The sequence below is a fragment of the Flavobacterium sp. Root935 genome (assembly GCF_001429295.1).
Classification (GTDB): Bacteria; Bacteroidota; Bacteroidia; order Flavobacteriales; family Flavobacteriaceae; genus Flavobacterium.
Genome location: NZ_LMJL01000012.1, coordinates 158,526 through 173,051 on the forward strand (window position 1 = coordinate 158,526; position 14,526 = coordinate 173,051).

Sequence of the window (14,526 nt, forward strand, 5' to 3'; positions counted from 1 at the left end):
TATTAATTAAAACAGAAATTTCAACAAGTATATTTTATCAAATATACCCCATTATAAGGGATCAGCTTCACTTAACTACTCTCACAGAAGTTAAGTGAATGCAATATGCATCTATATCTTTTTTCTTTAATAAGTGCTTACTAATTCAAAATATTACAAATCATTGATACAGTGCAAAACCCGCAAAATCCAATTTTGCGGGAATTCCCAAATTTTTAATTATCCAATTTTTTTCATAGCTGTCATAGACTCTCTCAACCATGCTCCAACTTCTTCGATAGGATGCTGGCGGATTTCTTTGTTTACAGCGATTAATACTGCATTGTCTACTCCATTTGAAGTTGAAAATGGTTTACCAATAATATTAGTATCCACTTTTTTCATGAATTCAGTCAATAAAGGCTTACATGCATGATCAAATAAGTAACAACCGTATTCTGCAGTATCAGAAATTACACGGTTCATTTCGAATAATTTCTTTCTTGCAATTGTATTTGCAATTAATGGTAATTCGTGTAATGACTCATAGTAAGCAGATTCTTCGATGATACCTGCTTCAGTCATTGTTTCAAAAGCTAACTCAACACCAGCTTTTACCATTGCAATCATCAATACTCCATTATCAAAATATTCTTGCTCAGAAATTGGAGCTTCTTGCGGAGCTGTTTTTTCGAAGTTAGTTTCTCCTGTTGCAGCTCTCCATTTTAATAAATTCACATCGTCATTAGCCCAGTCAATCATCATAGTTCTTGAGAATTCTCCAGAAATAATATCGTCTTGGTGTTTTTGGAATAATGGACGCATAATGTCTTTTAATTCTTCAGCCAATTCATATGCTTCAATTTTTGCAGGATTTGACAAACGGTCCATCATATTTGTAATACCACCGTGTTTCAAAGCTTCAGTAATAGTTTCCCATCCGTATTGAATTAATTTAGAAGCATATGCAGCATCGATTCCTTTTTCAACCATTTTATCAAAACATAAAATAGATCCAGTTTGCAATAAACCGCAAAGAATTGTCTGCTCACCCATTAAATCTGATTTTACTTCAGCAACGAATGATGATCTTAAAACTCCGGCTCTATGTCCTCCAGTTGCTACAGCGTAAGCTTTTGCCTGATCTAAACCAAAACCGTTTGGATCGTTTTCTGGGTGAACTGCAATAAGTGTTGGCACACCAAAACCTCTTTTGTACTCTTCACGAACCTCAGAACCAGGACATTTAGGAGCACACATAATAACAGTGATATCTTTACGAATCTGCATTCCTTCTTCTACAATATTGAATCCGTGAGAATAAGCTAGCGTAGAATCTTTTTTCATTAATGGCATAATAGCATTTACCACAGCTGTATGTTGTTTGTCTGGTGTAAGGTTACAAACTAAATCTGCAGTTGGAATCAATTCTTCATAAGTTCCTACAGTGAAACCATTTTCAGTTGCATTTTTATAAGAAGCTCTTTTTTCAGCTATTGCATCTGCACGTAATGCATAAGAAATATCTAAACCAGAATCTCTCATATTTAATCCTTGATTCAAACCTTGTGCTCCACAGCCTACAATTACAACTTTTTTTCCTGCTAATGCCGCAATTCCGTCTGCAAACTCAGACTGCTCCATAAATTCGCAAACTCCTAATTGTTCTAATTGTAATCTAAGTGGTAATGTATTGAAATAATTTGCCATTTTTGTTTTAATGTTTAATGATAATGTTATAGTAACTAAATTGTTTTATTTATAAGATTCTAATAATGAAGATATTTCCATTTTTTCTTTAGAAACCGAAATTCTTCCTGAACGTACAAACTGCATAATTCCGTACGGTTTGAATTTTTCGTATAATTCTTCAATTTCTGAACGTCTTCCTGATTTTGAAATCACAAAGAAATCTCTTGAAACTGTTACAATCGTAGACTGGCTGTCTTTAATTATATTTTGAATTTGTTTTTCATCGAACAACAAATTAGAAGCGATTTTAAATAATGCATTTTCTAGATAAATAGTTTCTTCATCTGTGTGATAAAATGCTTTTATAACTTCAATTTGTTTTTCAATTTGTCCAACAATATTCTGAACCCATTTTTCTGTAGTGTTTACTACAATGATAAATCTTGAAACATTCTCTATTTCTGATTCAGAAACATTTAGACTTAATATATTAATGTGACGCTTTAAGAATATTCCAGATATTCTATTTAATAAACCCACGTTATTTTCTGAGTATACCGATATGGTAAATGTTTTATCTTCCATTTGTTTTTTAGTTTATTTTGTTTCAGGTTTCACGTTTCAGGTTTTCCAACTTGAAACGTAAAACTTGAAACATGAAACTTTTCTTTAGCTTAATCTAATTTCTGAAACACAAGCTCCTGTTGGAATCATTGGGAAAACGTTATTTTCTTTTTCCACCATAACTTCTAAGAAGTAAGAATCTTTTGAAGCCAGCATCTCAGCGACCGCTGCATCTAAATCTTCTCTTTGCGTAACTTTTTTAGATTTGATATAATATCCTTCGGCAATTGCAATGAAATTTGGATTAATCATTTTTGTTGAAGCATATCTGTTATCAAAGAACAATTCCTGCCATTGACGTACCATTCCTAAGAATTCATTGTTTAAAATCACAATTTTCACAGGAACTTTGGTTTGAAAAATTGTTCCAAGCTCTTGAATTGTCATCTGGAAACCTCCATCACCAATAATCGCAACTACTTCACGTTCTGGTTTTCCCATTTTTGCCCCAATTGCAGCAGGCAAAGCAAATCCCATAGTTCCTAAACCTCCGGAAGTAATATTACTTTTAGTCGAATTAAATTTAGCATAGCGACAAGCAAACATCTGGTGCTGCCCAACATCTGAAACGATAATTGCATCTCCATTTGAATGTTTATTGATCATTTCAATAGTTTCTCCCATTGAAATTCCTTTGCCATTCGTTGGATTTAATTCTTCTTTAATTACAGATTCAAATTCAATATTTCTTAATTCTCTAAATTGATTGAACCACAAGTCATAAGATTTTGCTTCAATTAATGGCAATAAAGCCGCTAAAGATTCTTTTACGTCCCCTAAAACTGCAACTTCTGTTTTCACGTTTTTATCAATCTCTGCTGGATCAATTTCAAAGTGAATTACTTTTGCTTGTTTTGCATATGTCTTTAAATTACCAGTCACACGGTCGTCAAAACGCATTCCGAAAGCAATTAAAACATCGCATTCGTTTGTCAATAAATTTGGAGCGTAATTTCCGTGCATTCCCAACATTCCCACATTCAACGGATGATCTGTTGGTAATGCTGATAATCCTAAAATTGTCCAAGCTGCAGGAATTCCAGATTTTTCTACAAAAGCTTTAAATTCAGCTTCGGCTTGACCTAAAATAATTCCCTGACCAAAAACGATAAGTGGCTTTTGCGCACTATTAATTAAAGCTGCAGCTTCGGCAACTTTATCTAATTTTAATTTTGGAACTGGAACATAACTTCTAATTCCGGTACATTTTTCATAACTAAAATCAAACTCATCAAACTGTGCGTTTTTAGTAATATCAATTAATACAGGCCCTGGACGTCCAGAACGAGCAATATAAAATGCTTTTGCAATAATTTCTGGAATTTGAGAAGCTTCAGTTACCTGAAAATTCCATTTTGTAACCGGAGTTGAAATTCCGATAATATCTGTTTCCTGAAAAGCATCAGATCCTAATAAATGTCTTCCAACTTGTCCTGTAATACAAACTAACGGAGTCGAATCGATTTGAGCATCTGCAATTCCTGTTACAAGGTTTGTTGCACCTGGTCCTGAAGTTGCAATTGCCACACCTACTTTTCCTGTAGCTCTTGCATACCCTTGAGCTGCATGTGTTGCGCCTTGTTCGTGGCGTACTAATACATGGTGTAACTGATCTTGAAATTTATATAATTCGTCATAAACCGGCATGATTGCTCCTCCCGGATAACCATAAACCAAGTCTACACCTTCTGCTAATAAACATCTTATAACGGCTTCTGCCCCTGATATTTTCATAGTATATTTTGTTTTCAAAAATCAATTTCAAATTTCAATATCAATTTTATATTTCGATTAATATTGTTATTGCAATTGATTTTTGATATTGTTATTTTATTAATTAATTATCGGTAACACAGCCTGTTGACGCACTAGAAACCGATCTTGCGTATTTAAGTAAAACTCCTTTTGTAACTTTTAACGGTGGTTGTACCCAAGCCGCTTTTCTAGCTGCAAATTCTTCGTCGGAAATTTTCAGGTCAATAGTATTTTTTACAGCATCGATCGCAATTAAATCGCCATCTTTTACTAGAGCAATACCACCACCATCATAAGCTTCTGGTGTAACGTGTCCTACCACGAATCCATGCGAACCTCCAGAGAATCTACCGTCTGTAATAAGAGCACAGCTGCTTCCTAATCCAGCACCAATAATAGCAGATGTAGGTTTCAGCATTTCAGGCATCCCTGGACCACCTTTTGGCCCGCAATACCTGATGACGACTACATTACCTGGTTTAATTTTTCCGGCTTGAAGACCTGGAATTACTTCAAATTCACCTTCAAATACTACAGCTGGACCTTCGAAATACTCCCCTTCTTTTCCGCTGATTTTTGCTACAGCTCCTTCAGAAGCAAGGTTTCCGTATAAAACTTGAATATTTCCAGTTGGTTTTAACGCTTTTTGAATTTCATGAATTACTTCTTGTCCGTCTTGTAAATCTGGAGTTGAAGCTAAATTTTCAGCAACTGTTTTTCCTGTTACTGTTAAACAATCTCCGTGAATAAGTCCTGCTTTCAATAAATATTTCATTACAGCTGGAATTCCCCCCACTTCATGAATATCTTCCATCATGTATTTACCACTTGGTTTCATGTCAGCCAAAACTGGTGTTCTATCATTAATTGCTTGGAAATCATCCAAAGTAATTTTAATATCAACAGAGTGAGCCATTGCGATTAAGTGCATAACTGCATTTGTAGAACCTCCTAAAACTGCTACAATTGTAATAGCATTTTCGAAAGCCTTGCGAGTCATAATATCTCTTGGCTTAATATCTTTTTCTAATAAAACTTTAATTGCAGCTCCGGCGGCAAGACATTCGTCTCTTTTTTCCTGACTTAAAGCAGGGTTCGATGAACTGTATGGTAAGCTCATTCCTAATGCTTCAATTGCCGAAGACATTGTGTTTGCCGTATACATACCACCGCACGCACCAGCACCTGGACAAGCATTTTGGATAACTCCTTTAAAATCTTCTGGAGTAATTTCGTTTTTAACCTTTTTTCCTAAAGCTTCAAATGCTGACACAATATTTAAAGATTCACCTTTCCACTTTCCAGAGTGAATAGATCCTCCGTAAACCATCATTGCTGGACGGTTTAATCGTCCCATTGCGATTAAAGCTCCCGGCATATTTTTATCACAGCCTGGAATTGCAATTACACCATCGTACCATTGCGCTCCAACTACTGTTTCTATAGAATCTGCAATTACATCACGAGAAACCAATGAATAACGCATTCCTTCAGTTCCGTTTGAAATTCCGTCACTGACACCAATGGTATTAAAAATAAGTCCGACAAGATCTGCATCCCAAACACCTTTTTTAACATCTTTTGCTAAATCGTTCAAGTGCATATTACAAGTGTTACCATCGTAACCCATGCTCACAATTCCAACTTGTGCTTTTTTTAAATCTTCTTCAGTTAAACCAATTCCGTACAACATTGCTTGCGCCGCAGGCTGTGTTTGATCTTGAGTGATGGTCTTGCTGTACTTATTTAATTCCATTATTGCTTTATTTTATTTTAATTTTTATTCAAAAAAAAACCTTCCAGTATTTGGAAGGTTTGTAATATAGTTTTTCAATTATATTTATAACATTCCCGATGCAGATGTGTGAATCACATTGACAACAACGACAGAAATAATAATAATTGAGATTTGCATCATTTATTTTTTAGTGTCACAAAAGTACAGAAACTTTAGGAACTAAAAAAATAAAATCTCAACATTTCAGATACTTCTTGTTATTAAATTCACTTTTTAACAAAAAATATTAAACAATTGTAGATTGTCCAATACTTACATTGTCATTATTAAAATACAGCAAATCATCTTTACTGAAAATAAAATTAGAAACGAACTCCCCTACTTCGTTTGTTCCGAATTTTGAATCTGGTTTTAAATCAACTGTTACAACTTTGTATTCAATTGCTTTTTCTACCGCTTTATAGATTACATTAGCTTCTTTAGTTAATCCAAAATGCTCTAACAAAAGCGCTGCTGCTAAAATCGAAGCAATCGGATTGGCGATGTTTTTTCCTTTTGCCTGCGGATATGATCCGTGAATTGGTTCAAACAAAGCATTTTTTTCTCCTAAAGATACCGATGGCAGTAAACCAATAGATCCTGTGATTACACTGGCTTCATCAGATAAAATATCTCCGAATAAGTTCTCAGTCAAAATCACATCAAATTGTTTCGGATTTAAAATCAACTGCATTGCCGCATTATCAACAAATAAAAAATCAAGCTTAACATCTGGATAATTTTCGCTCACTTTCTGAACTACTTTTCTCCACAATCTTGAAGTTTCCAAAACATTGGCTTTGTCTACCATTGTTAACTTTTTGCGTCGTTTTTGTGCCGATTTAAAAGCTAAATGTGCAATTCTGGTGATTTCTTCTTCTGAATATTCGCATAAATCCGAGGCATGCGTTCCTTCTTCATTAAGTGTTTTAGCTCCGAAATAAGCACCGCCTGTTAATTCTCTGAAAATTGTAAAATCAGCTCCTTCAATAATTTCTCTTTTTAAAGGAGAAGCTTCAATTAATGCTTTGTAAGGTTTTATCGGACGGATATTCGCAAACAAACCTAATTCTTTACGAAGCTTTAATAAACCTTGTTCAGGTCGAACTTTTGCATTAGGATTATTATCATATTTAGGATCTCCGATTGCACCAAGCAAAACTGCATCTGTATTTAAGCACAGATTTAGTGTTTGTTCCGGCAAAGGGCTTCCTGTTTTATCAATTGCAACCGCTCCCATGAGCGCATCTTCAAAAACAAATTCATGATTATAAACTTCAGCAATAGCATACAATGCTTTTTTGGCTTGTAAAATAACCTCAGGTCCAATTCCATCTCCTGGCAAAACTGCAATTTTCAAATTCATAACGTCTCGTTCTTTATGTATTTAAATCCTTTATTATTTTTCTCTTTCTTCTTTGCTCTATTTTCTATTCTTCTTAACTAGCTTCTAATTAATTCACCTTCAATTTTAGAAGCCTCGATGATTTGATGAATATCAGCATCTAAAACTTCTTTTTTAATATCTGCAAATTTCAAAAACTCAACATATACAATATCTAACTGTGTTTTTGTAAGTTCGTAACCCACTTTTTTAGCTCTATAAGCCAAAGCAGCTCTTCCGCTTCTTGCAGTCAAAATAATTGAAGATTCGTTTACACCAACATCAAGCGGATCCATAATCTCGTAAGTTGCTCTGTTTTTGATTACACCATCTTGGTGAATACCAGAACTGTGTGCAAAAGCATTTGCTCCTACAATCGCTTTATTTGGCTGTACAATCATTCCCATACTTTCAGAAACCAAACGGCTCATTTCGTTTAATTCTCTTGTATTGATGTTTGTATCTAAATTTAAGTAAGGATGTTGTTTGAAGATCATTACCACTTCTTCAAGTGCAGTATTTCCAGCTCTTTCACCAATACCATTAATAGTACATTCAATTTGTCTTGCTCCATTTATAGCTCCTGCGATCGAGTTTGCAGTTGCCATTCCTAAATCATTATGACAGTGACATGAAAGGATTACGTTTTCGATTCCTTTTACGTTTTCTTTTAAATATTTAATTTTTGCTCCGTATTCTTCTGGAAGACAATATCCAGTAGTATCAGGAATATTCAATACTGTTGCTCCAGATTTAATAACTTCCTCACAAACTTTGGCCAAGAAAGCGTTGTCTGTTCTACCTGCATCTTCAGCGTAGAATTCAACATCTTCTACATAAGATTTTGCATGTGCTACAGCATATTTTGCTCTTGCAATAATATCTTCCGGCGTAGTATTTAATTTATGGAGTATGTGAGATTGTGAAGTTCCGATTCCAGTATGGATTCTTGGTTTCTTAGCGTGCTTTAAAGCAGCTGCAGCAACATCAATGTCGTTTTTTACGGCTCTTGTTAGTCCGCAGACGGTTGCATTTTCTACAATTTTACAAATCTCAGAGACCGATAAAAAATCGCCTGGACTTGATACAGGAAAGCCTGCTTCGATGATATCAACTCCCATTTTGTCAAGTCTTTCTGCGATAACTAATTTTTGTTTAGTATCTAACTTACATCCTGGAACTTGTTCACCATCTCGCAAAGTGGTGTCAAAAATTTGAACTTTCTCTCTATTCATATTCATTTATTTAATGTAATTTCACATCTTGATAACAAATATATATCGTACTATCGCAGTACGAAATTCATTTTAATGAAATTATACTGTTCATAAAACGATTTATACCTTATTAACTAATTTATTATCAATAAGTTACATTATTATTTTTTACAATGGCTAACCATCAAAAAGATTTCTTATTTGTTTTAATCAAATCACTTTCGAAATCAGAAAAAAGACAGTTTAAAATTTTTGCAAGCCGATTAGAGACGAGTTCAAACACAAAATTTATTGAATTATTCAACATTCTTGATAAATCTGAAGTTTATGATGAAAAGCTCATTCTTAAAAGTGGCATTATCCAAAAAGTTCAGCTATCTAACTTAAAATCATACTTATACAAGCAAATCTTAGTAAGTATAAGATTGAATATTCCCAGCCAGAATATTCGCTACCAGCTTCGTGAACAAATGGATTTTGCTGTAATTCTTTATAATAAAGGATTGTATAAGCAGAGTTTGAAAATTTTGGATAAGACCAAACAACAAGCGCTGGAGAATGATGAAAAATATATGGCGTATGAAATTGTTGAATTTGAAAAACTAATCGAATCCCAATATATTACCCGAAGTATTCAAGGCCGAGCAGACGAATTGGTTGTTCAGGCTAAAGAATTGAATTACCGCAATACAATATCAAGCAAATTATCGAATTTATCGCTTCAGTTATACGGAATCATGCTAAAAACGGGATACGTAAAAAGTGATGCCGAATACAAATATATTGACGATTATTTCAATAGACATATTTCAAAATTAGATGAAAGTAAATTTGGCTTTCGCGAAAAATACTGGTTTTATAATGCCAACTTGTGGCGAAGCTTTCTAGTTCAAGACTTTTTGGCCAGTTATAAATATGCTTACAAATGGGTTACATTGTTTTATGATAATCCGAACATGATTTATCTTAATCCTGTATTTTTTTTGAAAGGAAATCATTATTTCTTAGAATCGCTTTATATGTTAAAGTATACATCTAATTTTAAGAAGTATCTGAATCTTTTAGAAGAAACAATTGCAGATCCTAAATTCCCTGCAAATGATAATATTGCATCGCTGTCATTTCTATATGTGTACAATAACAAATTAAATCTCCATATTTTAGAAGGAACTTTTGCTGAAAGCGAATATCTAATTCCAGAGATTTTAAGTAAACTTAAAGTACACAGTGAACATCTCGATGAACACCACGAAATGCTGTTTTTCTATAAAATTGCTTCCATTTATTTTGGAAATGAAAAATACAATGAATGCATCAATTATTTAGATAAAATCATCAACAACAAGAACTTAACAATGCGAGAAGACTTGATGTGTTTTGCAAGATTATTGTCTTTAATTGCGCATTATGAGTTAGGAAAAGATTATTACTTAGAAAATCATCTTAAAAGCACGTATAAGTTTTTATTGAAAATGAATGATTTACATGAAGTTCAGAAAGAAATCATCAAATTCCTTAAAAATTTAAATAACTTTTATCCAGCTGATATAAAAAAGGAATTCAAAAAAATGCACGATCGCTTTGTAGAGCTTGAGAAGAATACTTATGAGAAAAGAGCATTCTTATATCTTGATATTATTTCGTGGCTTGAAAGCAAAATAGAAAATAGAAAAATTGCTGATATTATAAAGGAAAAAGCAAAACTTAACAATAGATAATCTTTTAAATTCCAATAAAAAAAATCCAAATTCCAATAAAAAAGGCTGAAAAACAAGAAGTTTTTTAGCCCTTTTTGTCATTTCGCCCTTCGCTCTAAATGACAAAATGTTACGAAAAGAACAAACCCGACTGGTTTTAAAAACCTGTGGGGTTTAATAAAAAAACTAAAATAAAAAATCCCAAACGCCACTTAATTGGAATTTGGGATTTTTTTATTTTGAAATTTTAAAAACTTTACTCTACAATATTAGAAGTCGTTACATAGAAATTCTTATCAACTTCGAGTTTTCTATCTTCATTTTCAGTTTTAATAGACTGCCAGTCTGTAGTTGGTTTCAACCAAGTTTCTACACCGTTTATTTTAACTTTTACAGGCATATCAAATTTTGAAACACAATTGGTCCAATGATATCCTAAAGTTCCATTTTTAAACATATATTCAAAAACAGGAATTTTAGTAGTAGTTAAATACTGTGCATACACTCTGTTGAAGTTAATTCCAGACTGATCGTTGATATAATCTTCAATTTGCTTAGAAGTTACCGTTTGATGATAAAAGGTTTTATTTAAACCTCTTAAAATCGATTTCCATTTCGCATCATCATTAACAATCTGACGAATGGTGTGCAGCATATTTGCACCTTTTGGATACATATCTCCTGAACCTTCGTTATTTACATCATAATGACCGATAATTGGTTTGTCGTTTTCAATACCTTTTCTGCATCCAATAACATATTCAGTGCCAGCCTCTTTTCCGTAATAATATTCCAAAAATAAACTTTCTGAATAATTCGTAAAGCTTTCGTGAATCCACATGTCTGCAATGTCTTTATAAGTGATATTGTTTGCAAACCATTCATGGCCAGACTCATGAATAATAATAAAATCAAATTTCAGTCCCCAGCCAGTTCCGCTTAAATCTTTTCCTAAATAACCCTGTTTATATTGATTCCCGTATGTCACAGAGCTTTGGTGTTCCATTCCTAAATAAGGCACTTCCACTAATTTGTAACTGTCTTCGTAAAATGGATAAGGTCCAAACCAATCTTCAAAAGCTTTCAGCATTTTTGGAGCATCTTTAAAATGTTCTTTTGCTAAAGCCAAATTATCTCTTAAAACATAATAATTACAATCTAAATTACCTTTTTCTCCTTTAAATACTTCAGAGAAATTAACGTAATCGCCAATATTGATATTTACGCCGTAGTTATTAATCGGATTAGAAACATACCAATTAAAAGTTTTTGTTCCGTCTTTTTCCTTTTTAACGCTTTTTAATCTTCCATTTGAAACTTCAGTTAAATCTCCGGGAACATTCACGCTGATCAGCATATTTTCTACTTCATCGTACATATGATCTTTACACGGCCACCAAACGCTTGCGCCTAAGCCCTGGCAAGAAGTAGCAATAAAATCTTTTCCGTTTTTATCTTTTTTCCAAGAAAATCCGCCATCCCATGGTGCTCTAACTGCTTCTTTTGGTTTTCCTTCAAAAGATATGATAATTTCTTTTGTGTCTCCAACTTTTTGCTTTTCAGTCAAAGTAATAAAGAAAGCATTTCCATCTCTTTCAAACTTTACTTCTTTTCCGTTTTGAGTAACTTTAGTAATCTGCATTGGCTGCTGCAAATCGATCTGCATTTTATTATTTTCTGTCAAAACAGTATAACGAACAGTATTTGAACCCGAAATTGTTTTCTCAGATGGTTTTACTTTTACATCTAAATGATAGTATTTTAAATCCCACCAAGCTCTTTCTTTCGTAATACTGCCACGTAAAGTGTCCTGATGCGTAAAAACAGTTTCAGACTTATTTAAAAGTCCTTGGGCATTTGCTGTGAAACCAACTAAAAAGGCGATAAATGCACTGCTAAAGTATTTTTTCATTATTTAAAAATTTGTAATAAATAAGGTAATTAAACCACTTAATCTTCAACAAATGTAAACATTCATATCAAGTATTTTAAAATTTTATGTTTTAAGGATGAAAAAAATAACACCTAAATTCATTATTCTTCTATATTTTAGTGTTTTTAATCAATAAAATTTAAATATGAGATTTGATGTAATAGCTTCTTTTTTGGTTGTAATGTTATCGACAGCTGTAAATTCACAAAATATAGCTATTCATAAAACGAAAAATAAAATCAGCATTGATGGAAATTTATCAGATTGGGAAACACCTTTTCTAGGTCCGTTTGCGATTCACGATTCTGGAGAAAAAGCTGCTCAAAATACATTTGTTTCACTTTCGTGGAATGACGAAAATCTTTATATAGCTTACAATTGCATCGATTCTAAAATTATTGGAAAACCTCAAAAGAAAGATTCCCAGATTTTTTACACCGATGATTTAGTAGAACTTTTTCTTGATCCAGATGGAGATGGGCAGAATTATATTGAAATTGGAGTAAACGCTTTTTCAAGTAACTATGATCTGCTTTTAAAATGTATTTCGCCAGAATGCGGCGGATGGAAAACCGCAATGGATTTTGATATTAAAAGACTAGAATCTGTAAGTAAAATAAATCCTGATGGTTATTGTGTCGAAATTAAAATTCCTTTTTCAAGCCTTAAAAATATTAAAAACGGTAATTTTTTAAAACCAGAAATTGGTACAAAATGGAAAGGAAGTGCTTTTAGAATAGATTACGGTAACAGTATCGAATACCTTGCATTACAACCTTATAAGAGTTTAAAATTTGGTTTTCATCAGCCAGCAGAATTTGCGGTTTTTGAGTTTGTGGAGTAATTAGTTTCATTTGTTTCAGGTTTCATTTGTTTCAGGTTTCAAGTTTCAGGTTTCAAGTTTCAAGTTTCAGGTTTCAAGTTTCAAGTTTCAAGTTATCGCAAAGAACCTGAAACTTGAAACCTGAAACAAAACTTTACTTCTGACGTTTCTTTAAAACATCCACAACATCATTCAGCTGATAACCTTTTGCCTGCAATAAAATTAGGTAATGAAAAAGCAAATCGGCGCTTTCGCTAAGAAACAAATCATCGTTATTATCTTTTGCTTCAATAACCACTTCTACAGCTTCTTCACCCACTTTTTGAGCAATTTTATTGATTCCTTTTTCGAATAAAGAAGCTACATAACTTTTCTCAGAATCTGCATTTTCTCTTCGAGTTTTAATTGTGTTTTCTAATTGAGAAATGAAGCCATAATTCGCTTCATTTGGTTCCTGCCAGCACGTATCTGCACCAGTATGGCAAGTTGGCCCAACAGGTTTTGCCTGAATCAAAAGCGTATCGCCATCGCAGTCATTTTTAATGCTTACCAAATTTAAAAAGTTACCACTCTCCTCACCTTTTGTCCAAAGTCTTTGTTTGGAACGACTGAAAAAAGTTACTTTCTGTGTCTCTATTGTTTTTTGAAGCGATTCTTCATTCATATAGCCCAGCATCAAAACATTTTTTGTCTCTGAATCTTGAATTATAGCCGGAATTAGTCCGTGTGCGCTTTTGATATCGATGTCCATTTTAATTTTAGATTTTAGATTTCAGATTTTAGATTCTCTGAATTTTTGTTATTTTAGATTAAATCTAATCTTTCTTCTTGTTTCTTGATTCTCTTTAAAGTCTAACTTCCACTCCATTATTCTTCAGTTCTTCTTTCAAAGCTTTAATTTCGATTTCTTTAAAGTGAAAAACGCTTGCTGCCAAAGCCGCATCAGCTTTTCCTTCTTTAAACGAATCTACAAAATGCTGTATATTTCCAGCTCCGCCTGAAGCAATGATTGGAATATTAACTAATTCGGAAAGTTTCGCCAAAGCTTCATTTGCAAACCCATTTTTAGTTCCGTCATTGTCCATTGAAGTAAATAAAATTTCGCCGGCACCGCGTTCTGCCACTTCAACAGCCCAATCGAATAGATTTAGTTCTGTTGGTACTTTTCCTCCTACTAAATGCACAATCCATTGTCCGTCAATTTGTTTGGCGTCGATTGCGACAACAACGCATTGACTTCCAAATTTCTGAGCCAAATCATTAATTAATTGCGGATTTTTGACTGCTGATGAATTTATGGAAACTTTATCTGCGCCATTATTCAGCAGAATGTCAACATCTTCAACAGATGAAATTCCGCCGCCAACTGTAAACGGAATATTGATTTTCTCTGCAACACTTCGCACCATATTTACCAGTGTTTTGCGTCTTTCTTCTGTTGCCGAAATATCCAAGAAAACCAATTCATCTGCTCCTTCTCTTGAATAAATTTCAGCCAATTCTACGGGATCGCCGGCATCGCGCAAATCAACGAAATTAACGCCTTTTACCGTTCTTCCGTTTTTTATATCTAAGCAGGGTATTATTCTTTTTGCTAACATTTCTTTAATGTGTTAATTAGATAATTAGTCAATTAGATAATTAT

At 33.3% G+C, this 14,526-nt stretch carries 11 protein-coding genes; 2 read left to right on the plus strand and 9 right to left on the minus strand.

The window, feature by feature from the left end:
• Positions 1 to 219: 219 nt before the first annotated feature.
• The 6 genes from ilvC to ASE40_RS15505 form a co-directional block, all read right to left on the minus strand.
• On the minus strand, positions 220 to 1,689 hold the full coding sequence (gene ilvC / locus ASE40_RS15480; RefSeq protein ID WP_057117993.1) for a ketol-acid reductoisomerase: 1,470 nt from the start codon (positions 1,687 to 1,689) through the stop codon (positions 220 to 222).
• Positions 1,690 to 1,734: 45 nt separating this feature from the next.
• Positions 1,735 to 2,256, minus strand: coding sequence for an acetolactate synthase small subunit (gene ilvN / locus ASE40_RS15485; RefSeq protein ID WP_057117994.1), 522 nt, complete (start codon positions 2,254 to 2,256; stop codon positions 1,735 to 1,737).
• An 84-nt stretch (positions 2,257 to 2,340) separates the two neighbouring features.
• The gene (ilvB, locus tag ASE40_RS15490; RefSeq protein ID WP_057117995.1) at positions 2,341 to 4,029 is read right to left on the minus strand and encodes a biosynthetic-type acetolactate synthase large subunit; all 1,689 of its coding nucleotides are present in this window, start codon (positions 4,027 to 4,029) and stop codon (positions 2,341 to 2,343) included.
• A 103-nt stretch (positions 4,030 to 4,132) separates the two neighbouring features.
• Positions 4,133 to 5,806: a dihydroxy-acid dehydratase gene (gene ilvD / locus ASE40_RS15495; RefSeq protein WP_057117996.1), complete on the minus strand. Its 1,674-nt coding sequence runs from the start codon at positions 5,804 to 5,806 to the stop codon at positions 4,133 to 4,135.
• Between the two features lie 268 nt (positions 5,807 to 6,074).
• Positions 6,075 to 7,193: a 3-isopropylmalate dehydrogenase gene (gene leuB / locus ASE40_RS15500; RefSeq protein WP_057117997.1), complete on the minus strand. Its 1,119-nt coding sequence runs from the start codon at positions 7,191 to 7,193 to the stop codon at positions 6,075 to 6,077.
• A gap of 77 nt (positions 7,194 to 7,270) precedes the next feature.
• On the minus strand, positions 7,271 to 8,446 hold the full coding sequence (locus ASE40_RS15505; RefSeq protein ID WP_057117998.1) for a 2-isopropylmalate synthase: 1,176 nt from the start codon (positions 8,444 to 8,446) through the stop codon (positions 7,271 to 7,273).
• A gap of 155 nt (positions 8,447 to 8,601) precedes the next feature.
• On the opposite strand from ASE40_RS15505, the gene ASE40_RS15510 reads away from it, so the two are divergent.
• Entirely contained in the window at positions 8,602 to 10,146 is a 1,545-nt protein-coding gene (locus ASE40_RS15510; protein ID WP_057117999.1) for a hypothetical protein, read from the plus strand.
• Between the two features lie 235 nt (positions 10,147 to 10,381).
• On the opposite strand, the gene ASE40_RS15515 is transcribed toward ASE40_RS15510, so the two are convergent.
• Entirely contained in the window at positions 10,382 to 12,037 is a 1,656-nt protein-coding gene (locus ASE40_RS15515) for a M1 family metallopeptidase (RefSeq protein WP_057118000.1), read from the minus strand.
• Positions 12,038 to 12,203: 166 nt separating this feature from the next.
• Between ASE40_RS15515 and ASE40_RS15520 the strand changes: the two genes are divergently transcribed.
• On the plus strand, positions 12,204 to 12,902 hold the full coding sequence (locus tag ASE40_RS15520) for a carbohydrate-binding family 9-like protein (RefSeq protein WP_057118001.1): 699 nt from the start codon (positions 12,204 to 12,206) through the stop codon (positions 12,900 to 12,902).
• Positions 12,903 to 13,035: 133 nt separating this feature from the next.
• On the opposite strand, the gene hisIE is transcribed toward ASE40_RS15520, so the two are convergent.
• Positions 13,036 to 13,638 carry a bifunctional phosphoribosyl-AMP cyclohydrolase/phosphoribosyl-ATP diphosphatase HisIE gene (hisIE, locus tag ASE40_RS15525; RefSeq protein ID WP_317039124.1) on the minus strand — a complete coding sequence of 201 codons (603 nt, stop codon included), beginning with the start codon at positions 13,636 to 13,638 and terminating at the stop codon, positions 13,036 to 13,038.
• Between the two features lie 88 nt (positions 13,639 to 13,726).
• A complete protein-coding gene (gene hisF / locus ASE40_RS15530; protein ID WP_057118003.1) occupies positions 13,727 to 14,482 on the minus strand; it encodes an imidazole glycerol phosphate synthase subunit HisF in 756 nt (251 codons plus the stop codon).
• Positions 14,483 to 14,526 lie beyond the last annotated feature (44 nt).